The following is a 22,112-nucleotide window of genomic DNA, read 5'->3' on the forward strand; positions in this document are numbered from 1 at the left end:
ATTTAGATAAGAAGGTGGAACGATGAATATCAAGCAGTTTATGAAACAACATCGAGATGACTGGAAGCAGCTTGAACAGCTTATCTCTTTATTAAGTAAAAAAAGGCGTTCATTGACTGGTAATGATATCGAGCAATTTAATCGCCTATATCAAAAAACAGCGCAAAACCTTTCATACAGCCAAACTTATTTTCCTACAGAAGATGTTACAACATATTTAAATGGACTTGTTTCTAAAGCTCATAATTTATTGTATAAAGACCAAACTTCAAGTATTAAACAATTTCGGTATTTTTTTAGTACGACATTTATCGGACTATTTTTAAAGCAATGGAAGTTTGTGATCATTGCTATGCTTTTATTTATATTAGGAGCAGTAGGAAGCTATTTTTCAGTTTTAAATGATTCACTTAACATCTATTCCATTTTACCTGCTGATATCGCTCAAGGAGTTGATCCAGAAAGCTTAGGTGATCATGATGGAGCAGTAGATTCACCTTTTATGTCTGCCACCATTATGACAAATAATATACAGGTTGCTATATTAGCTTTTGCTGGTGGTATAACCTTTGGAATTTTAACTGTTTATCTATTAATCTACAATGGAATTATCATAGGTGCTTTAGCTGCTTTGTTTTGGCAGCATGATAAAGCATATGACTTTTGGGCATATATAGTTCCACACGGGATGATCGAGCTTACTGCCATTTTTATTGCGGGAGGAGCAGGCTTGTTAATGGGATATAAGCTTTTTGTCCCTGGTCCATATACAAGAGCATATCAGCTCAAACAACAAGCTAAACATTCTGTACAATTATTACTTGGAACCATTCCGTTATTTGTTATCGCTGGGATTATTGAAGGATATATCACACCTGCTCCTATTTCATTAGAAGCAAAATATATTGTTGCTCTATTAACTGTTTTCGGACTAGTATTTTATGTTTTAATCGGAAGATCACTTCTTGAACGTAAAAAATTGACTAATCTATAAAATCCCTTGATTCATCATTGAAATATAGTTGGAAACTGCTACAGTTGCAAGGTTCTCCTCTTTTGCTTCCACCATTTGGAGGCCTTGCTTTTCCCATTTTATTTTTTCGCGCTTCTTAAAAAGCTGTTGCTGCTGAGCAACGCTTTTTTTCATTGCTTTTTGTACATCAGATGGCACAGCTCTCACTTCATTCAACAAAAATTCATCTTCGATACCTAACATTAAAAACAAATGACGTTTACGTAATCGTTTTAAATAAACTAGTGCACTTTCTTCATGTAGAAAGGTTTGAACATCACTAAATAATAGTAGTAAGCTCCTCTTCTTTTGTACCGTCTGTAAATATGTTAAAACAGCAGCATAATTTGACTCTGAAGCATCAACTTCTAGATTGTAAACTGCCTCAAGAATTGTTTGTAAATGTGCCATCCCTTTAGCAGGTGGTACATAAACCTTTACGTTCTTAGAAAAAGCTAGAACAGATACATAATCACCTTTTTGAAGAGCCGCTGCGATAAGTGTTAAGGCTGCCTCTAGCGCCTTTTCTAATCTGTTACTTTTCGAAAGCTCAACACCCATCATTCTTCCACAATCAATTAAAACTGTAATATACTTTCCATGTTCAGGTTCATATTCATTTGTCATAACCTCTTGTAATTTAGCAGTCTGACGCCAATTTATTTTACGCGGATCATCCCCAACTACAAAGCTTCTAATCTTTGTAAATTCCCCACTACCGGTCTTATGTTTACGAACCTTCATTCCTTCGTGTAGTAAGAATTTCTGTGCACTTTCGAGATAATTTCTCGTTGACGTTAAATCTGGAATGACCTTAACTGTATGTTCTTGATGTGTTTTGGCTTGCCTTTCCCATAGCCCCAATAAACTTCTATATCTAATATAAATCTCTTTTACAGCATACATACCTCTTACCTTTGCAATTGCCTTGTAAGAAGCAGTTGTTGAACTTTCTCCTTGGACAAATCCCATAATAGGAAAATCCTTTTGAAAGGATTGAGGAATTCCATCTATCACTCTAAACTTAACTTGATGTTTAGAGTGATTTGTTATATTGATTGAAATAGGATAAGAAATCCCTCTTTCCATTTCATCAGGAATTCTGCGTTCAACAATGATTTGTTTAGTAGCTGGTATGAAAGCTAAATCTATTAAACTAAGCAATAAAAAAAACAGATTAATTAAGATTAACACAACCCATGATACTTCCCAGATTGATAGAAGGAGCAATCCGCTAGATATTATCAGGAAAAAAGCAAGCAATTTCTTTGTAGGTAGGATTCCTTTATCTCGGAACAGGAGTCGCCCCCACAAGTTCTTCAATAATTTGATCAACGGTTGTTCCCTCCAATTCTACATGTGGAGATAATTGAATTCGATGTCTTAAACTTGGCTTTGCAACAATTTTAATATCATCTGGTGTGACATAATCTCGTCCTGATAGATACGCCCAAGCTTTTCCTGCTTTTCCTATTGAGATAGCAGCTCTAGTACTTGCTCCAAATTGTATTGAATCTGTCTCCCTCGTTCTTCTTACAAGTTGCATAATATAATCTAGAACACTATCACTCAAGGTTATTTGTTCGATCTCATTTCTTATCATTAAAAATGTTTCCATATTGAGTATTTGTTTCAACGTACTTTTCATATCATTTTCCAATACTTGTTTCAGCACTTGCTTTTCGTCTTCAAAAGTTGGAAAGTCTATTAATAATTTAAATAAAAACCGATCTTGCTGTGCCTCTGGTAAAGGATATGTTCCCTCAAATTCAATTGGGTTTTGTGTAGCAACGACAAAGAACATTTCTGATAATTGATAGGTTTCACCTTGAATGGTTACCTGCTTTTCTTCCATCGCTTCTAACAAAGCAGCTTGTGTTTTAGCAGGAGTTCGATTAATTTCATCAGCTAACAGTACATTTGTGAAAATCGGTCCCTTCAAGGTTTGAAAAGAACCTTCCTTCATGTTATAAATTGTACTTCCAGTTATATCACTAGGAAGTAGATCAGGAGTAAATTGAATTCGGTTGTACTCTCCACCCAAAAGTCCTGCCAATGTTTTAACCATTTGTGTTTTACCTGTTCCTGGTACACCTTCTATTAACACATGTCCACCAGCTAGAATAGAAGATAACAAAAGTTTAAGATTTAAATCTTGCCCAACTATTCGTTGTTCATATTTTTCAAATAAGGATGTTAAGTGTGAATTCATCCTTCTTCCACCTCTTTCCTTAAGGTATCAAGTTTTTTAGACCATAGTAAATATTCTTGTTTCGTTAGCTTCTTTTTAGTTAGAGCTTCAGTTAAACCATCAAGAAAATTTTTAATTTCTTTGTTACTTTGCTGTTTCCACTTTCTTTCTAAATCACTAAATACATCTTCCCATGCTTTACTATATGGAATACTCCAATTCTCCTTAAGAAGTAACTTAACGAAATCTGCTTGTATCAATAAAGAATCATGATAATTCTTACTTCTAAGATACCATGCAGCTATAGCTTTAATTTTCTCATCACTAAATCTCACAGTCTCTTCTCTAGCTACTATAATAGGTCCAAATCGTTTTCCTTGGTACCATAGAAACAAGATAGTTATGATTAATCCTTGTAATAGTAATACTAGAAACCATTTTGGATATACTGCAATAAATGAAGAGGAGTTTTGCTGTCCATGTGTATATTCATCAAAAAAATAATCCTCACCATCAATGCTATTAATCAATGTCAAAATAAGAGATGTATGATCATCATTGATAATATTTCTATTCATTAACCATTCAGGACTAGTTGAAACAATAAATTGACCTTCACCAAAAGAACGTTTCAAAGCTAGTACACCGTCAGATTTACTATGTAATAAAATTTTATCCTCATTATGAGCTTTAAGAGTTATACTAGAATTCACTTCAGCCTTGTAGCTATTTCCTTGGTCGTCATAAATTGTTCCTTCTGGCAGTAATTCTTGATCAAAGATAACATTTACATCAAAAAAACCTTTAGGATTTTGACTAAATAAAATAATCGTATTACCAGCTTCCATATAATTTTTATAAGCTTCCATTTCTTCTGTACTTGGCACAAAAGCTGGTTCAATCATCACGAGTACTTGATTTTCATCCTCTGCAGGAAGTAAATTAGGTGGTCTAGTCCAAGCAGTAACAGAGTTTGTTTCGTTTTCTAAATAAGTAAAAAATGCTTTTGTTCCTGTAGGGGAAGGTGAGTTTGAAACATAATTTTGATAATACTCTGGCTTTCCTGAGGCAAGGAAATAACTGCTAAATAAAATAATCAGTAAAAAAAGAGGAATGAGAACCCAATTTTTCATCTTTATAGATACATTTGCCAAAGCTTACACCCCATTTCTCTCACCTTGCTCAGATAAATGATGATGAAATTCTTCATCCTCAATTAAGTTTAAAACAATTTTCTTAAAATGATGATATTCTTCTTCCCCAATGATTCTTTCTCCATAAGTAACCTCGTCAAATAATTGAGCTAGATTATAAAATTGGTTAGCCCATTGTTTATTTACTTTCATTAATTCATCATAATACTCCCAATTTGTTTTCCAAATTCTCGCTTTTAATAGATCCTTTTCATGAAAATAAAGGAGAAGTCCCAAGAACAAATGTCTCGTTGATAAATTGAACTCTCTCTGCAATTCCTGCCTCTCTGACTCTCTAAGATGCTTTTGATAGGACCATTTCATTTCATCAATTGTTTGAAGTGGTTGATATTTCCTTAAGGCTCGTTTACGTTTTCCATTTCGGAAAATGATAAAAACAAATACACCTAAAAGTAGCAAAATCATGATAACAATTAAAGTTAATAAAACTTGACCACCAATTCCACTAGCAGGCTCTATCGTAGGAAAAAGACCCTCTAACCATTCAGATAACCAATCTTCAACCGAATTCCACCATTTCTCAATAAAACCAGGAGGCTTCTCTTCATACACCAAATATTCCCGTTGATTTAAGATTTCCTGGAGTTCTTTTTTTGCTTTTTCATCATTTAGCATCAGACTCCCCCCTCAGGTAATTAACCGATCCTCTTACATGTTAGAAGTCTTATTGTTATTGCAGTTCTTCATATTCATCAATCAAATCTTTTAAGTCATCAGCATCATGTCTTACTTTTAAATCAAAGTATATAACCGCATACCCAACTGCAAAAAATAAAGCTGTTATTAGAGAAACTGTATTAACAATAAGCCCTAATAAAACACTATTTCCTAATAAAACAGAAAACGATAATTGAAAGGCTCCACTAATAGTGCTAGTAATAAGTGAAAAAATAATATAAAGACCAATTAAAGGCCAAGCACGTTTTCTTGTTAATCTCCAGCTTCTTGTAAAACCTGGTGATCCTTCTTTTAATGTGACAGATCCAAAGTAAAAGCTCCATCTAGTTAATAGGTAAGCAATTACCACAGCGAATGCTAAAAATAGAATTATGCCTAGTAAAATTCCTAAAATCGGATTCATTGCTCCTGATACAAAACCAGCAATAAAGACTACAACAAGAGGTATAGTAATCATGAAAAAAGCGATTAAGAAAAAGAGGATACTACTACCAATCAATGGCCAAAATCTTGAAAAAGCTCCTTTAATCACTGACCCTACTGTGTATTCTTCATCTTTTCGAATATGGTTAACAGCTAGAATAATAGCTGCTTGAGCTATAGGTAAAAATATTAAACTAATTAAACTTACTACTATTAAACTAATATCCGCACCAAGATTTCCAGATGTGTCAGTATATTCATATGTACCTTGTTCGAAACTTGAGAGTACTTGCTCAAACCAGTTTGAGCCAGTCCCTGTTTCTCTAAAAAAACTTGTTCCGAATAATAATTGAACAACAGCTTGAACAACATAGATTGGTCCTACTAAAATAAGGAGTATAAGAAAGAAATCTGAAAAACGCTGCTTACTCAGACGAAAGGTATGATCGAGAATTTCTCCAAACCCTTTTGGTTTATTAAATAATGAATTCATATGTCGTTTCCTCCACTAAAAAAATTTTATCAATATCATCCATTTTATCATTTTTTGGTAGTTGATAAGTAAAAAAATTGTAAACAATGGAATATTAACCAGTATTTATAAAGCTATTTTTACAACCTTTCATGTGCATATATGAAAGGTTGTAAAAAAGCGAAATAAAAAAAGAGACCTAGGTCTCCAATTCTAGAAGTAATATTCCATAACAAAAAGCAAATAGAACATATACATATTTCTTTACACCATTTTATTGTACATTCACTTTAACCTCAACATGATCATGTATTTCTGCTTTCTCAACATGAACAATAATATGATACAGTCCTACTTCATCAAAAGTAAAATTGGAAATATAAGATCCTTTCGTTGTTGATTCAATTGCATCAACATAATGATGATGATCGTTTCCTTCCTTCCATATCTCAAAGCGAACTGTAGCATCTATTAAAGGATCATTACCTTTATTTATCATTGTAAATAATTCTTCTTCTTTGTTTACCGTAAATTCAGCTAAATCCTCTGTCATAATTTTGACTGAACTATGTTGATGTTCACCTTGGTCATCATGTTCTTCATGATGACTAGTATTTCCTTCTTGATTTGTGGATTCATTTGCACCACCTTCACCAACCTGAATTGCCTTTGTTGGCATCGTATGATAGCTTTTGACATTTGTATGTGCAGTCACATTATAAAGGCCATTTTCTAAAAATTGATACGTTATTTTATATTGACCATCACCTATAAAATCCGCTTCTACCTTTTCAGATTTCTTTTCTTCATCTTTTATCTCAAACGTTACTTCTGCATCATCAACTAATTCTTCTCCATAATATACATTCGCTACGATCGAAATATCTTCATTACGAGAAACATGCTCCTTAGATATAATTTCGACTTTAGGTGCTTTCACCTCTATATCTTCTGTTTCAGCTTTTGTTGCCTCACTTTGTCTATTATGTTCATCTGATTCTTGACATCCACTTAACAACACAGCTAAAAAAGTAACAAACAAGAATTTTCTCATCTATGTCAACCTCCATTTATCCTGCTTATATCATAACGTATAAATGTTAACTTGATATCATTGTAAAAGTAAACTTCATTAATTATTCACAATATAAATCCCGGATAAACATTATAATTTCTTAAATAAAGTTTAAAGCTCTTTTAATGTTTTATAGAAAAATACAAAAAAAAGGTCTGATGCACCTAGTGCATCAGACCTTTTTTCATTATTATTGTAAAGCTTGCTTGCTTAGAATATCTGCCTTGTCAGTTCTTTCCCATGGAAGATCTAAATCATTACGACCAAAGTGTCCGTATGCAGCAGTTTGCTTGTAAATCGGACGTCTTAGATCAAGCATTTTAATAATTCCAGCAGGACGAAGATCGAAGTTGTTGCTAACAACATCTACTAAAACTTCCTCAGAAACTTTTCCAGTACCAAATGTATCAACTGAAATTGAAACTGGTTGTGCTACTCCAATTGCATAAGCTAACTGAACTTCACACTTGTCAGCTAAACCAGATGCAACGATGTTTTTCGCAACATAACGTGCAGCATATGCAGCAGAACGGTCAACTTTTGTTGCATCCTTACCAGAGAATGCACCACCACCATGGCGAGCGTATCCACCATACGTGTCAACAATGATTTTACGACCTGTTAATCCTGCATCACCTTGAGGTCCACCAATAACGAAACGACCAGTTGGGTTAATAAAGTATTTTGTATTTTCATCAATTAATTCTTTTGGAACAACAGGATTAATTACATGTTCTTTCAAGTTTCGTTGAATTTGCTCAAGTGAAATTTCTGGGTGATGCTGAGTAGAAATTACAATTGTATCAATACGAACAGGTTTATTGTTTTCATCATATTCAACAGTAACCTGTGTTTTTCCATCTGGACGTAAGTATGGAAGAATATCCTCTTTACGAACCTCTGTTAAACGGCGAGAAAGCTTGTGAGCTAATGAAATTGGTAGAGGCATTAACTCTTTTGTTTCATTACAAGCGAATCCGAACATAAGACCTTGGTCGCCTGCACCAATTGCATCAATTTCTTCGTCAGACATTTGACCTTCACGAGCTTCTAATGCTTGATCAACACCCATTGCAATATCTGCTGATTGTTCATCAATTGATGTTAATACTGCACAAGTTTCTGCATCAAAACCATATTTTGCACGTGTATAGCCAATTTCTTTGATTGTTTCACGAACAATTTTCGGAATATCTACATACGTACTAGTTGTGATTTCTCCAGCAACTAATACTAAACCTGTTGTTACAGATGTTTCACACGCAACACGTGCATTAGGATCTTTAGAAATAATAGCATCTAGAATAGAATCTGAAATTTGATCACAAATTTTATCTGGATGGCCCTCTGTTACAGACTCTGAAGTAAAAAGACGTTTTTTAGTCATAATTAATGCTTCCTCCTCATATTTCTTTTTGATGTTTTGATCCGGAACTCTTCCCTAAGTATGTTCTCACCAAATAAATAGGTTGTTGATGGTTGAACACTATCTTTAAAGAATCACGTTGGCATGTTTTGTGAACAGAAGTATTATGTACCTTTACCACATGCTTGTCCTGGTAAAACTCTAATGAAGAAGTACTGTTTCTGTTATCAAAAAAACCTTTCCCACATGAGGAAAGGTTTGTAATCGTTCATCGCCTTTCGCTCTTATCGATCAAGGGTTTTCACCTTGCTTCAGGTTAGCACCTTTGCATCGGAAAATATAATAATTGATTGCGCATCTAAATTTGAAGCATTTCAATTAATCGCGCACTCATCGCTTTCCTTTGATAGCAGGTTGCTGGGTTTCATCGGGCCTGTCCCTCCACCAGCTCGGGATAAGAGAATCCGTTCAAGGACATATCATAGCGTACTAACCTACTGGTGTCAACAAAAAACGACAAGCCTTGCATACATTATTTCTTATAATTTGGTGCTGTTAACCATTGTTATTGATTTCCGTTACAGGCATTACATAGCCGTTAAAATAATCCAAAGTGTAACTAATTTATATTCTTCCCAATTTAAATAAAAATAGTTATAAAAAAATGAAAACTCCTTCATAAAAACTTTCACAAGTAGTATGTTTTAATAATATTAATGTGTTATACTATTGAAACATACATGATGTAACACTATAACTTCTGATTATTTAGAAAAAGGTAGGTAATGGGGATGAATATTGCAGAGACAATCAATGAGCTTGAGACACTTATTAAAGGAAACAACGCAAAACATAATTTATCAGTATCTCAGCTAGTCGAAAAAGTTTTAGAGCGGAAAGAAGGCATTTTAACTTCAACTGGAGCTATCCGCGCAACTACTGGTGCCTACACAGGAAGATCTCCCAAAGACAAATTCATAGTAAAAGAACGTTCAATAGCTAATAGAATTAATTGGGGATCTACAAATCAACCTATTTCAGAAGAAGTTTTTGATCGTTTATATAGCAAGGTTACAGAATACTTGAAAAGCCGTGATGAATTTTTCATCTTTAACGGATTTGCGGGAGCAGACAGCCGCTTCCAGCTACCACTAAAAGTTATCAATGAGTTTGCATGGCATAACCTGTTCGCCGGACAGCTCTTTATAGAAGGAAGCAACCAGAATACTGAATCAAAAGAAAAGCCTTTTACAATAATATCAGCTCCAAATTTTAAGGCAGATCCTGAGATTGATGGAACCAATTCTGAAACTTTTATTATTATTTCCTTTGAAAAAAGAACAATCTTAATTGGAGGAACTGAATATGCAGGAGAAATGAAAAAATCCGTTTTTTCAGTAATGAATTTATTATTACCTGATAACAATATTTTACCAATGCATTGCTCTGCAAATGTTGGGTTTGAAGGTGATGTGGCATTATTTTTTGGTTTATCTGGCACAGGAAAGACCACTTTATCAGCAGACCCAAACCGACGTTTAATTGGGGATGATGAGCATGGATGGTCTACTTCTGGTATTTTCAATATCGAAGGTGGTTGTTATGCAAAGTGCATTAATTTAACGGAAGAAAAAGAGCCACAAATTTTTAATGCGATTCGGTATGGTTCAGTTCTAGAAAATGTTGTACTAGATCCTGATACAAGAGAAGCAGACTATAGTAATTCGCTTTATACAGAAAATACGCGTGCTGCTTATTCATTATCTGCACTAGACAAAATTATTATTCCTAGTATTGCTGGTCATCCACAAACAATTATTTATTTAACGGCTGATGCTTTTGGTGTTATCCCTCCTATAAGTAAATTGTCGCGAGAACAAGCAATGTATCACTTTTTAAGTGGTTATACTAGTAAATTAGCTGGAACTGAGCGTGGGGTCACTGCACCTGAAGCAACATTCTCAACATGCTTTGGATCTCCATTTCTACCGCTTCCTGCAACAGTGTATGCTAATATGCTGGGACAAAAAATTGATGAACATGAGGTTCAAGTTTTCCTTGTTAATACAGGTTGGACTGGTGGTGAATATGGTGTTGGTGAACGGATGAAATTACAGTATACAAGAGCAATGGTTCAGGCTGCTGTTGAAGGTGACCTTGATCATATCGAAACAATTAAAGACGAAGTATTCGGTCTTAATATTCCTATTCATGTCCCAGGAGTCCCTGATGATGTTCTACAGCCACAGCAAACATGGAGCTCTCAGGAAGATTATTTAAAAAAGGCGAAGGAATTGGCTACAGAGTTTAAAGATAACTTTAAGAAGTTTAAGAGTGTTTCACCAACCATTGAAAAATTAGGTGGACCTATACAATATTAAAATCACTCTGTTTAGGAGCTGGGATAATATTAAAGAAATCATGCAAAAAGGCGAATAAACCTAAATCAGTTAAGTTGTAAGAAACAAGTTCGTTTCATTGCGCTGCAGACACTCGCTTTCCACGGGGAGGAAGCTAAGCCTCCTCAGCTACGCCTGCGGGGTCTTAGCCTTTCCTCTATTCCCGTAGGAGTCGAGTGTCTTCCGCTCCATTCCACTAGTTCTTAAAAATAGTATACAAAATCAAAAAATCGATTGAAGACAGCAAATAAAAACCCGAACTATTAGGCGAATGATTAATTGAAATTTCATCTTATAATTCGGGTTTATCATTAGCTTAAATACTTATGTCTCAGCCTCTTTTATATTAATTACAATGGTTTAGTTGAAGGGAGTCCCAATGTGATAGTTTTGTATAGACTATCCTGATTGATTTCTGAAAGGTAATCATTCAAACTTTGATGCAATACTATCTCTACACCAAATTATTTTTAAATATCGAATTATTGCTATTTAGGTAACTACCTTTAGCAATGAATACAAAATAGACTCGAGTTACAAATTAGGATAGAGTGCCAAACAACATAATTTAGTTTGTAACACGATTGAGAGTACAAGGGAAATCACACAAATAACCTTATAAAAAACCGTTGTTAATTAGGATAATTAAACAGCGGTTTTTATATACTTTATAAAAGTGTGATGTTCCTATCTATACATGTTTTCTTGTTTTTAAAGTTAATGGTCAAAAATATTTAAGGTTGATTGGAGCGGAAGGTGCGAGACTCCTGCGGGAGCAGCGGGACAGGTGAGATCCCACAGGCGCTGTGCGCCGAGGAAGCTCACCGCCCGCCCCGCGGAAAGCGAGCAACCTGGAGCGGAAATCAGCCATCACTATACCTCTTTTAAAGGATGTAATTGATTTGTACATTCTATCATTTCTTTACCTTCAAATTGTGTCTACACAATCACCAATTACCTATCCAATATTAACCATTAACAATTTACATGCATTATTTCATTGTATCTGCAAATTCAAAATTAATTTGTAGAATTCAAATTGATTAATTTATATGTGATCATTGTTTGGTTTTCTGACAGTTGAAGTTTTTCTACTATTGCTTCTCCTGTTACTTCACCAGTTTTTGTTTTACGGACTTCAATTGGAATATCAATAGGATAAATTCTGAAGCCGTCTTTTGTTAATTGAAATGTATTTTCTGTTATACGCTGTTCTTTTCCTTTAGTTACGATCATTGTATTAAATTCAACAGGCATTCCCATAAAGAAACCTCCTTATTATGACAAGTTTTTATATCTTCATCATACCACCCTTGTCCTATTTTAGAAAATGTTACTGATTTTTCATCCAATTGCAGAGCTTATGTACGGTTTCCCGATTAATAGCTGGAGGGAAATAATGAGTGAACTCTTGAAAATACCAGCTTTCTACAGGCTTCTGTAGCTCTTTTAATCTTTTTTCAAGACGATACGCATGTTCAACTGACACGTTTTTATCTCTTACTCCATGAATAATTAGAACTGATGAGTTAAGTTTTTCTAATTCGTACAAGGGTGTTCTCCAAACATAGCGTTTTGGAAATTTCGTTGGTGATCCCCCAATTACTCTTTTCATCATTTTGCGTAAGTCTACTCTCTCTACATATGTTAGAAACATATCTGAAACACCGCCCCATGTAACAATCGAGCGAACCTCATCTGAGACAATACCTGCTAAGAGAGCCATTACACCGCCCCTTGAGAAGCCAAAAACATGAATACGCTGTGATTTAACCATTTGATGCTTTTTCAGAATTTCTAGTGCAGCAATTGCATCAAATCGATCATCTCCAGCAAAATCTTCATTACCTTCTCCACCTTGATTTCCACGATAAAAGGGTGCCATTACAACAAAACCCTCTGATGCAAACTGAACAATACGTCCTACTCTTACCTTACCCACGTTTTTTATGCCACCTCGTAAATATAGAAAACCATCGTAACTTCCCTGTTCTATAGGTTCAGCTAATAGACCTTTCACTTTTAACTTGTTTGAAAGATATGTCACAATCCACAATCGAATATTTGGATTAGGTGATGGGAATTTGATTTTACTTACAATTTCTCCATTCATTGCAGAATCACACTCTCTTCATAGACATTTAAATTATGGTAACGGTAACATCCAAAATAGGCATTCACACATTTTTATAAAATAACATATTTTAACTTAGATCAAAAAAATTTTCTACTCATATTATCAAAGTACTACAAGTTATTTTAAGAGTTTACAAAAATTATGATGCTATGCATCTTGGAGGTTAAAGGTAATGAAAAAATGGCTGTACTTATTCTTTGTCACACTACTTATTGTTTTACCACTTTCAGCTTGTAATCAAAACAAAGTTGAAAAAATTAGATTGGCTGAAGTTACCCACTCTATTTTCTATACCCCGTTATATGTAGCTATGGAAGAGGGCTTTTTTGAAGAAGAAGGACTTGATGTTGAATTAACAACAACTTGGGGTGGAGATAAAACAATGACAGCTCTACTATCTGATGGAGCAGATATAGCCCTTGTTGGATCTGAAACATCCATATATGTTGAAGCACAAGGCTCTAGTGATTCTATTATTAACTTTGCTCAATTAACTCAAACAGATGGTACTTTCCTAGTAAGTCGCGAGAAGATTGACAATTTTGAATGGGATCAGCTAAAAGGCAGTACATTTTTAGGGCAACGAAAAGGCGGTATGCCGCAAATGGCAGGGGAATTTGTTCTTAAAAAACATAATATAGATCCACAAAATGACTTGGAGCTTATTCAAAATGTTGACTTCGCTAACATTCCAAGCGCCTTTGCTTCAGGTACTGGTGATTTTGTTCAGCTTTTTGAACCAACTGCTAGTATATTCGAAAAGGAAGGAACTGGTCATATTGTCGCTTCATTCGGTACTGAATCCGGTATGATTCCATATACAACATTCATGAGTAAAAACAGCTTTTTGACTGAAAATGAAGAGTCTGCTAAGAAGTTTACAGCTGCAATCTATAAAGCTCAAAAATGGGTTGAAGAAAAAGAAGTCTCAGAAATCGCTAAAACTATTGCTCCTCAGTTCGAAGATACAGAACTAGAACTAATTGAAACAGTTGTAGAGCGTTACAAAGAACAAGGCTCGTTTGCAACTGATCCAATTTTAGATGAAGAAGAGTGGAATAACCTACAGAATATCATGGACGAAGCAGGCGAGTTACCAAAGCGAATTGATTATAACACACTTGTTAATACAAATCTTGCAGAAGAAGTAATCGAGTAGTTAGGAGGAACACCTATGTCATTTTTAACAGTTGAAAATATTCATCATGTTTACTTAACAAAAGAATCAGCAACTGTTGCTTTAGAGGATGTTCATCTTGCCGTCGAGGAAGGTGAGTTTATCTCCTTCCTCGGCCCAAGTGGCTGTGGAAAAACCACTTTATTGTCGATTATAGCAGGTTTAATTAAACCTATTGAAGGTGTTGTGAAAATAGCTAATAAACAAATTACCAAACCAGACACGATGATCGGCTATATGCTTCAACAAGATTACTTATTTCCTTGGAAGACAATTGATGAAAACGTAACTCTTGGTCTTAAAATTACTGGACAGAAAAATGCACAAACAACTGCAGCAACAATGCAAATGTTGCAGGATATGGGACTAGATAATGTGGAAAAACAGTACCCTAGTCAGCTATCTGGTGGAATGAGACAACGAGCTGCTTTAGTAAGAACTCTTGCAACTAATCCTAAGATACTATTACTTGATGAACCTTTTTCCGCATTAGATTATCAAACCAAATTAAAGCTAGAGGATTTAGTTGTTCAAACTTTAAAGAAATACAAAAAAACAGCTCTACTTGTCACACATGATATCGGTGAAGCTATTGCAATGAGTGATCGAATTTTTGTGTTCTCAGCAAGACCAGGTAAAGTAAACAGAACCTATCTTGTACCAAAGGAAATTAGAGAGCTTTCACCATTTCAAGCAAGACAGCACCCATTATATAACACTCTCTTTCAACAAATATGGAAGGAGGTTGATCAATATGAAACAGAATGAAGCCATTGAACTTCTCCATAAGCAATATAAAAGTGGTTTGAAACGAGAAAAAAACTGGGTACTTTTTTACCAGTTTTTAATCTTCATTAGTTTCTTCGGATTATGGGAAATTGCCGGCCAAAAATCATGGATTGACCCATTGCTTTTTAGTTCACCATCAAAGATATGGAATCTTTTTATTACAAAAATAAGTGATGGTACTCTTTTATCACATATCGGTGTAACACTATTCGAAACCGTATTAGGGTTTATATTAGGCACACTACTAGGAGCAGTACTTGCTGCAATATTGTGGTGGTCATTTAGATTATCAAAAATTCTCGATCCATATTTAGTCATTTTAAATGCCATGCCTAAAGTAGCTCTTGGTCCAATACTAATCGTTGCCTTAGGTCCAGGTTTTGTATCCATAATCGCAATGGGAACAATTATTTCTGTTATCATCACAACCATTGTCGTATTCACCGCATTTAGAGAGGTAGATACCAATTATGTGAAGGTACTTCATACTTTTGATGCAAAGAAAAATCAAATTTTCAAGGAGGTCATTCTCCCTGCATCATATCCAACAATCGTTTCAACATTAAAAGTTAATGTGGGTTTGTCTTGGGTAGGCGTAATCGTTGGGGAGTTTCTTGTTTCAGCTAACGGACTTGGATATATGATCATATATGGCTTTCAAGTTTTCAATTTTACATTAGTACTTCTAAGCTTAATCATAATCGCCTTTTTCGCGACAATCATGTATAAAGGGGTAGAGTTATTAGAAAAAAGACTTATTAAAACAGAAAAAAGAGGCTAACACCACATACCCTCTGATCATGAGGGTATTCTGGTGCTGCCTCTTTTATTTAATATTCCATCTTTTGTTAATTTCTAATAAGCTGTGGTGTAAAACATCATCTTTCATGATAAAGCTATATTTTTTATCGTATTTGATGTTTTTAGGAATTTTCTCGAGAAGAATGGGACCGAATGTTTCAAAATATTGTTGCTGTTTTTCAAGGATTTCAATCGTTGCAAAATAAATATTTTTAACAATTACTTTTTCCTTACCTTGAACCTTATACTGTCCAAGATAAGTTAAATTCTTAACAATCCCACCTGTTTCTTCTTTTACTTCTCTAATTGCTGCTTCATCGGCCGTTTCATCCTTCTCAACCTTACCACCAGGAAACTCATAGCCTCGGTCAGAATGCTCTGTTAATAACCATTGATTCTCATATCGACAAACAACCCAAACATGCTTAGGATCACTTGAAAATGGATAGCTTTCAAATGATAAGGTAACTTCATTGTGATAATAATCAGTAAATCGGTACATAAGTAATCCCTCAATTTTCTTCCTAATCTAATAAAATCTTATCACAATGTTAAAGCTCTGTATAAGGTTTATTCTTGTTCGTCTATTCTTGAGATCAATCCTTGTGTTCGGATATGGTTTTTGGCTTCTTCATCTCCAAGCTCATAAATCATTCGATAAATTTGCTTGTTCGTGTCATCTATTGCATCATTTTCACGATCATAATGGTATTGAATATAGGGTGTATGTGATCTAAGGAAACCTTGTATATCTGAAGAATATACTTGATCAAAATATTCTCTTAATGTAATAATCTCATCATCTGATGCTTCTATTTTAAAATGCCATGGTGATGCAGTACTTAATTGAGATATTTCACCACTACCAACATTTATATAGTATGTTTTTTTTCCATTATCCATAAAAGACAGCTCCTTCTCTTCATCTTTTTTTAGCGTTTGCCTATATTATTAGGTTTATGCGCCAAGTTATAATGGAATATTTCGTGAGATCTTTGTAAAAAATATAGTAATAAAGCGGGAAGTTAACAGATGATTACCGGGAGGATAAAAGGTGGAAAAAAATCAGTTTATTAACGATGATTTAAGTAGATTTCGAGCTGATGAAGAAGATGTTTTTGCATATGTACAATCTATATTGCACCAAACAAATAAAGAACAAATTCTTGAATGGATACAAAGTATGTCAACTCAGGAATTACAAGAAATAATTGCACCGTATATTTCTGATAAAATAACTAAAGAGATTGCTGAAAAAGAGCTTTCGTAATAAAAATAACCATTACTAACAGAGCATTTAACTAGCACCAATTATTATGTGAAAAACTTTACATAATAAAACCGAGTGAAGGTTGTGCTTCACCCGGTTTTTTATGAAAACTTATTTTCCTAAGAAAGATTTTAACATCCAGTTATGCTTCTCTAGACTTTGGTGGATAGCTAATAACATATCACCAGTTGTTTCGTCGCCAACTTCTGCTGCTAGATCCATACCTTCCTTGAGCTCGTCTGCTACCTTGCTAAAGTCATCAAATACATTCTTAACCATTTGCTCGGCAGTTTCATTACCTTCAGCTTCATTAATTGACGTTAATTCTAAACACTCCTTCATTGTAGCAACCGGTTTGCCTTCAAGTGCTAGTAAACGTTCAGCTAGTTCATCGATATGAACATTTGCTTCATTGTAAAACTCTTCGAACTTTTCATGTAGCGTGAAGAAGTTCTTTCCTTTTACAAACCAATGGTAATTATGTAGTTTTACATAAAGCACAGTCCAGTTAGCAACCTGCTTATTTACTGTTGCAATTAATTTTTCTGACATATTAAATTCCTCCCTTGTCTTCTACTTATCTTTACCCAGTATAGTTTGTGACAAAACATGATATTTTATTGCATAACTTTTTAAACCGAGATCATTTTACTCATGTTAAGATATATAATAGAAGAATTAGTATTTTAAAAAGGTGAATTCAATATCAGTTAAAATTTCAATACAACGGGAGGTTTAACGTGAAGGTAGTTTTTATTATATCGATTATTATTGTATTTGTTGTTCTAATCTTGAGTGTTCTTACAACAAGTAAAGCATATCAATATAAACATACAGTTGATCCTGTTAATAAACCTAAAGAAAAATCTAATGAGTTAGATTCGTCTGATGATGAGCGATTGGAACAAAGAGACAAGGAATGACTATTTGGGGGATTCTGTTTAGAGGTGTAAACAACCCTAATGCGTATTGTTATTTCTGATTGAAAAATCTAAAAAAATACACATAAAATTATGCTGAATTTTTTTAGTAATCAACAGCATTTTATGGGATTCTTCACTTCTATACCAAGTCTTGTGATGGTTGATTTCCACTACAGGTTGCTCGCTTTCCGCGGGAAAAATATTAAAAAGCCAAACTACCGGCTTTTCAATAAACGATTTTTCCTTGGGGCGGGCGGTGAGCTTCCTCGGCGCAAGCGCCTGTGGGATCTCACCTGTCCCGCTGCTCCCGCAGGAGTCTCGCACCTTCCGCTCCAATCAACCTTAAATAGTTTTGTTCAATTATTTTTTAAAAACAACAAACTTTTATAAAAACCTTTAAATTATATAAAGCTCTACTAATTCGTTTATTGCTGCAATTCAATTTTAAAATCCACTTATGAAAGTTTAATTTGGTTTTTCAGTTCCCATTACCAGTTATTTACCTCCAACTAAAACCTACCCTTTAGGTTAATTAAGTTTGATTTCGATATCCTAATCCCATACCATTACCTACAATTTTCATTTAGTATCCGCTTTTTCAAGAAAGCGTCTAATAATTCCACTAAGTATTTTAAAAGATACCCATACTATGTATTCCCAATAATAAATAATAGCGTGAACTCTTATATGAATTCACGCTATTATTTCATTGTTATATACTTTCGTACAATTATAATAATCTAACAATAGAAAACACCAAAAATTAAGGGGAAACTACTTTACTTTAGTAAGATTCATAAACATATGGGGTTTTTGGTTGTTCTACCGCTTCAATGGATGATACTGATATAGATGGAAGCATCCAGTCTTGATAAGCTACTGTTGATAATGTGCCCTTTAATTTTACCCATTGATCATCGCCATATTGTTTTGCATCAGGAAGTGTTGCAAGAGTTCCAAATACAGAAGCATCTGCTACACAACAGGATAATCCAAATCTTGCAATAACAAATTGATCTTCTTCAAAATCTTCTTCCCTAAAGATAAAACCTGTTAGTTCAACAGTTTTCCCTGAAAAAGCATCAGGATCTTCATCTAGTATTGTTGTCATCGCTATATAATTTTCCTCTGTAAAAACGATCGTATCCGCCTTTAGCATCTCTGCTTTTAATTGAGCATAAAATTCCTCAGGCTGTTCTTGGATTTCAAATCCCTCTGGATGCTCTAAAGGCACATCTGGAACATTTGATGATTGTGCAACCTTATCACCAACACTCTCTTCAAGTTCCTCCATATATGCTTCAGGATCCTGTAAATATTCATCAGCTTCACTTGTTTCATCTTCGTTTTTATTTATCTTTTCCTCATTTACAGCCAAAGATTTAAATCCTCTTTTAGCTACAACAGAGCTATCTAAAACAACTTCTGGAAACAGAAAGCCGGTTATAATCGGGATAACAAATAGCGAATAAACGGCAATTGATTTTAATGGAGAACCTCCACTTGTATGGTCAACACCACAATCACAATATAGCTCTTCTCTTTTCTTTGATCCACTTCTCCAAATTTGAATTATACCTAGTAATAAAAATACGACAATCGCAAAATAAATAAAAGGCATCATCTTCGGAGCAATAAAATGTAACATATCTCCTGTAACAACTAACTTAGTCATTAACAAGGTAAAACCAATTAAAATAATTCCTCTTATATAAATATGAAATCGATAGTGGCTATTTTGGTTTTCCATTTTATCTAACCTCCGATCACAATAAGAATTGTTGAAAAACAACAATGCTTCCATATACCACAATAGTAACAACGACCATAAATATCACAACAAATCTTGCTTTAAAAAATGCGAAAAGCATGATTGTATTTTTTAAATCAAGCATAGGTCCATAAACTAAAAATGCTAATAGTGAACCTGTTGTAAAAGAACTCCCAAATGAAGCAGCAACAAAAGCATCTGCTTCTGAGCATAAAGATAAAATATATCCAAATGCCATCATAACAGCTGGTGATAAAAAGTCATTTGAACCAATTTCCGTTAAAAGTGTACGATCTAAAAATGTTTGAAAAAGGCTAGCAATAAATGCCCCAATAATTAGAAATTTTCCCATTTCAAAAAATTCATCACTGGCATGGAAAATAGTTGATTTTATCTTTCCTACTTTTTCTTTTCCATCATCTATTGTTGTGCTGACTAAATCTTCTTTTGTCCACTTTAACTGATCTTGTTGTTTTCTAAAAATGAGGTAAATAATAAAGCCTATCACGATCGAAAGAATAAAAGCTAGTCCCATTCTTGAATATGCCATATAATGTTGTGAGCCAAATGCATAATAGGTGGATGCAAACACAACAGGATTTAAAATTGGTGCTCCTACTAGAAAAACAACTCCTAAATGTAATGGCATCCCTTTTTTCATTAATCGTCTTACAATTGGTACAATTGCACATTCACAAATCGGGAATAACGCTCCAAGAAGAGCAGCCGGCAAAATCGCAACAATTGCATTCTTTGGTAAGGTACGTTTAATGAAGTCTTCTGAAACGAAAGTTTGAATGAGAGCTGAAACAAATACTCCCAATATAATAAACGGTATAGCTTCTAGTAAAATACTCAAAAACATTGTATTAACAGTCAATAATTCAGAAGGAATACTTAACGATATTTCCTGAAAATCAACAAACAAAAACAAATAGAAAAACAATCCTAGTAAACCTAGTCCAATAAACTCTCTTAAAAAGGGTGATACAGATTTATTCATCTATTTTTCTCCTAACTTTTTAATTCATCTCGTACTATATCATACTTATTTAATTACGAGATTATGACTATCATTTTTAAAACTGTTTTTCTGATACAATTCAATTTTTCAACACAATTTTACCAACATCTACAAATATCAACACATTGGAAAGAGATAATCGTTGAAGTTTTCTATCATATTAAAGTATACTCTCAATATCGAGTAAGTGAAGGGAGAACATTATGACAAGAAAGATAAACTTGCCACCAAAAAAAGAACGTCATCTTCTATTTGGTTCAGTTGAGCCGGGCGAAAAATTAAAGCCTACTGAAAAAGACCAAATGCCAGATTTACAAAACTCTAAAAAGGATTTCCTTTTTACTATAGATTCAGTAGGAATTAGCAATGTTAAGCACCCTATCATTATAGAATCTGATTTAAATCCAACACAACAAACTACTATTGCTACTTTCAAAATGACTAGTAAAATCTCTCATGATTCAAAGGGTACGAATATGAGTAGATTCACTGAACAGCTTGAACAGTATCGTCAAAATGGTGGATTTGTCCTCTCTATAAAAAATCTATACGATTTCACAAAAGAGCTTGCAGAACGTCTAAAACAAAAAGACGCAAGTATCGAAGTCACATTTCCATGGTTTTACGAAAGAAAAGGACCAAGCTCAGGGTTAGTTGGATTAAATCATGCAGAAGCAACAATTGCTGTAACGTATGATGAGGCAGTTGGTTATACAACAACAGCTTCATTAACATGTGCGGTTACAACTCTCTGTCCATGTTCAAAGGAAATTAGTGAATATAGTGCACATAATCAGCGTGGCTATATTACAATGGATGTCGAGTTCACAGAAGACTATCATGAAGAGTTAGATTGGAAAGCAGCTCTATTAGAAGCAGCTGAAACAAATGCTAGTGCTATGATTCATCCAGTCCTAAAACGTCCAGATGAAAAAATGGTTACAGAAACTGCTTATGAAAACCCCCGTTTCGTTGAGGATATGGTAAGACTAGTAGCTGCAGATTTATATGAACTTTCATTCATCCAGGCCTTTACTGTTCATTGCCGTAACGAAGAATCGATTCATTTACACGATGCAATTGCTAGTTTAAGTTATCGTAAATAAGGAATTAATTAATAGAAGCTCCAAATCACATCATGATTTGGAGCTTTTTATTTTTGGGTTGTAAAACTAGTAGGTTCGCTCCCTTGAAATTTGTCGAAGATTGTCAATTGATGGATTAACTATAAAAGTTAATGGATTATCTTCAAAAGTTGAACGATTAACTACAAAAGTTGATGGATTATCTTCAAAAGTTGTACGATTAACTATCAAAGTTGATGGAATATCTTCAAAAGTTGAACGATTATCTTCAAAAGTTGAACGATTATCTTCAAAAGTTGAACGAT

At 34.1% G+C, this 22,112-nt stretch carries 23 protein-coding genes and 1 riboswitch; of the genes, 8 read left to right on the forward strand and 15 right to left on the reverse strand.

From position 1 onward, the window contains the following. Positions 1-22 precede the first annotated feature (22 nt). Entirely contained in the window at positions 23-994 is a 972-nt protein-coding gene (locus FS935_RS14730) for a stage II sporulation protein M (protein ID WP_146949402.1), read from the forward strand. On the opposite strand, the gene FS935_RS14735 is transcribed toward FS935_RS14730, so the two are convergent. From FS935_RS14735 to metK, 7 genes are all read right to left on the reverse strand, one after another. Continuing rightward, on the reverse strand, positions 989-2,347 hold the full coding sequence (locus tag FS935_RS14735) for a DUF58 domain-containing protein (RefSeq protein WP_146949403.1): 1,359 nt from the start codon (positions 2,345-2,347) through the stop codon (positions 989-991). The genes FS935_RS14730 and FS935_RS14735 overlap by 6 nt on opposite strands. Beyond that, positions 2,298-3,224, reverse strand: a complete 927-nt coding sequence (locus tag FS935_RS14740) for an AAA family ATPase (RefSeq protein WP_146949404.1) — start codon at positions 3,222-3,224, stop codon at positions 2,298-2,300. Before FS935_RS14740 ends, FS935_RS14735 begins: the two co-directional genes overlap by 50 nt. Beyond that, positions 3,221-4,357 (reverse strand): DUF4350 domain-containing protein, encoded by a 1,137-nt coding sequence (locus FS935_RS14745; protein ID WP_240050917.1) that lies wholly within the window; start codon positions 4,355-4,357, stop codon positions 3,221-3,223. The genes FS935_RS14740 and FS935_RS14745 overlap by 4 nt, the downstream gene beginning before the upstream one ends. A gap of 3 nt (positions 4,358-4,360) precedes the next feature. Further along, the gene (locus tag FS935_RS14750) at positions 4,361-5,032 is read right to left on the reverse strand and encodes a DUF4129 domain-containing protein (protein ID WP_146949405.1); all 672 of its coding nucleotides are present in this window, start codon (positions 5,030-5,032) and stop codon (positions 4,361-4,363) included. A gap of 55 nt (positions 5,033-5,087) precedes the next feature. Continuing rightward, a complete protein-coding gene (locus FS935_RS14755; protein ID WP_146949406.1) occupies positions 5,088-6,011 on the reverse strand; it encodes a DUF8558 domain-containing protein in 924 nt (307 codons plus the stop codon). A gap of 253 nt (positions 6,012-6,264) precedes the next feature. Beyond that, positions 6,265-7,044 (reverse strand): FixH family protein, encoded by a 780-nt coding sequence (locus FS935_RS14760; protein ID WP_146949407.1) that lies wholly within the window; start codon positions 7,042-7,044, stop codon positions 6,265-6,267. Between the two features lie 211 nt (positions 7,045-7,255). After that, positions 7,256-8,452 (reverse strand): methionine adenosyltransferase, encoded by a 1,197-nt coding sequence (metK, locus tag FS935_RS14765; protein ID WP_146949408.1) that lies wholly within the window; start codon positions 8,450-8,452, stop codon positions 7,256-7,258. Between the two features lie 260 nt (positions 8,453-8,712). Continuing rightward, positions 8,713-8,892, reverse strand: a riboswitch (SAM riboswitch). 330 nt (positions 8,893-9,222) lie between these two features. Between metK and pckA the strand changes: the two genes are divergently transcribed. Beyond that, on the forward strand, positions 9,223-10,812 hold the full coding sequence (pckA, locus tag FS935_RS14770; protein WP_146949409.1) for a phosphoenolpyruvate carboxykinase (ATP): 1,590 nt from the start codon (positions 9,223-9,225) through the stop codon (positions 10,810-10,812). A 1,038-nt stretch (positions 10,813-11,850) separates the two neighbouring features. Here the strand turns inward: pckA and FS935_RS14775 are convergent. Together FS935_RS14775 and FS935_RS14780 are read right to left on the reverse strand one after the other, a co-directional pair. Then, entirely contained in the window at positions 11,851-12,093 is a 243-nt protein-coding gene (locus FS935_RS14775; RefSeq protein WP_146949410.1) for a DUF2584 domain-containing protein, read from the reverse strand. Positions 12,094-12,163: 70 nt separating this feature from the next. Continuing rightward, the gene (locus tag FS935_RS14780; RefSeq protein WP_146949411.1) at positions 12,164-12,943 is read right to left on the reverse strand and encodes an alpha/beta hydrolase family protein; all 780 of its coding nucleotides are present in this window, start codon (positions 12,941-12,943) and stop codon (positions 12,164-12,166) included. Between the two features lie 196 nt (positions 12,944-13,139). Here FS935_RS14780 and FS935_RS14785 point away from each other — a divergent pair, with 196 nt between their 5' ends. From FS935_RS14785 to FS935_RS14795, 3 genes are read left to right on the forward strand one after another with little or no spacing between them, the layout of a single operon-like run. Continuing rightward, entirely contained in the window at positions 13,140-14,126 is a 987-nt protein-coding gene (locus FS935_RS14785) for an ABC transporter substrate-binding protein (RefSeq protein ID WP_146949412.1), read from the forward strand. Positions 14,127-14,141: 15 nt separating this feature from the next. Beyond that, positions 14,142-14,912, forward strand: coding sequence for an ABC transporter ATP-binding protein (locus FS935_RS14790; protein ID WP_146949413.1), 771 nt, complete (start codon positions 14,142-14,144; stop codon positions 14,910-14,912). Continuing rightward, positions 14,899-15,714 (forward strand): ABC transporter permease, encoded by an 816-nt coding sequence (locus FS935_RS14795; protein WP_146949414.1) that lies wholly within the window; start codon positions 14,899-14,901, stop codon positions 15,712-15,714. Before FS935_RS14790 ends, FS935_RS14795 begins: the two co-directional genes overlap by 14 nt. A gap of 45 nt (positions 15,715-15,759) precedes the next feature. Here FS935_RS14795 and ytkD read toward each other — a convergent pair whose 3' ends face one another. Continuing rightward, the gene (ytkD, locus tag FS935_RS14800) at positions 15,760-16,236 is read right to left on the reverse strand and encodes an RNA deprotection pyrophosphohydrolase (RefSeq protein WP_146949415.1); all 477 of its coding nucleotides are present in this window, start codon (positions 16,234-16,236) and stop codon (positions 15,760-15,762) included. Positions 16,237-16,304: 68 nt separating this feature from the next. Further along, positions 16,305-16,637 (reverse strand): hydrolase, encoded by a 333-nt coding sequence (locus FS935_RS14805; protein ID WP_146949416.1) that lies wholly within the window; start codon positions 16,635-16,637, stop codon positions 16,305-16,307. Between the two features lie 151 nt (positions 16,638-16,788). Between FS935_RS14805 and FS935_RS14810 the strand changes: the two genes are divergently transcribed. Continuing rightward, positions 16,789-17,004 carry a DUF6154 family protein gene (locus FS935_RS14810; protein ID WP_146949417.1) on the forward strand — a complete coding sequence of 72 codons (216 nt, stop codon included), beginning with the start codon at positions 16,789-16,791 and terminating at the stop codon, positions 17,002-17,004. 111 nt (positions 17,005-17,115) lie between these two features. On the opposite strand, the gene FS935_RS14815 is transcribed toward FS935_RS14810, so the two are convergent. After that, positions 17,116-17,556 carry a Dps family protein gene (locus FS935_RS14815; protein ID WP_146949418.1) on the reverse strand — a complete coding sequence of 147 codons (441 nt, stop codon included), beginning with the start codon at positions 17,554-17,556 and terminating at the stop codon, positions 17,116-17,118. Positions 17,557-17,744: 188 nt separating this feature from the next. On the opposite strand from FS935_RS14815, the gene ytzI reads away from it, so the two are divergent. Then, the gene (gene ytzI / locus FS935_RS14820; protein ID WP_146949419.1) at positions 17,745-17,927 is read left to right on the forward strand and encodes a YtzI protein; all 183 of its coding nucleotides are present in this window, start codon (positions 17,745-17,747) and stop codon (positions 17,925-17,927) included. Positions 17,928-18,711: 784 nt separating this feature from the next. Here the strand turns inward: ytzI and FS935_RS14825 are convergent. Both FS935_RS14825 and FS935_RS14830 read right to left on the reverse strand, forming a co-directional pair. Then, positions 18,712-19,677, reverse strand: a complete 966-nt coding sequence (locus FS935_RS14825) for a TIGR03943 family putative permease subunit (protein ID WP_158638615.1) — start codon at positions 19,675-19,677, stop codon at positions 18,712-18,714. A 16-nt stretch (positions 19,678-19,693) separates the two neighbouring features. Next, positions 19,694-20,701: a permease gene (locus FS935_RS14830; RefSeq protein WP_146949421.1), complete on the reverse strand. Its 1,008-nt coding sequence runs from the start codon at positions 20,699-20,701 to the stop codon at positions 19,694-19,696. Between the two features lie 224 nt (positions 20,702-20,925). Between FS935_RS14830 and folE2 the strand changes: the two genes are divergently transcribed. Beyond that, positions 20,926-21,828 (forward strand): GTP cyclohydrolase FolE2, encoded by a 903-nt coding sequence (gene folE2, locus FS935_RS14835; RefSeq protein WP_146949422.1) that lies wholly within the window; start codon positions 20,926-20,928, stop codon positions 21,826-21,828. Positions 21,829-21,894: 66 nt separating this feature from the next. Here folE2 and FS935_RS23450 read toward each other — a convergent pair. Next, positions 21,895-22,112 (reverse strand): hypothetical protein (locus FS935_RS23450; RefSeq protein ID WP_205124303.1); only part of this gene is annotated, 218 nt, incomplete at its 5' end.

Source organism: Metabacillus litoralis, assembly GCF_007994985.1.
Taxonomy (GTDB): Bacteria; Bacillota; Bacilli; order Bacillales; family Bacillaceae; genus Metabacillus; species Metabacillus litoralis.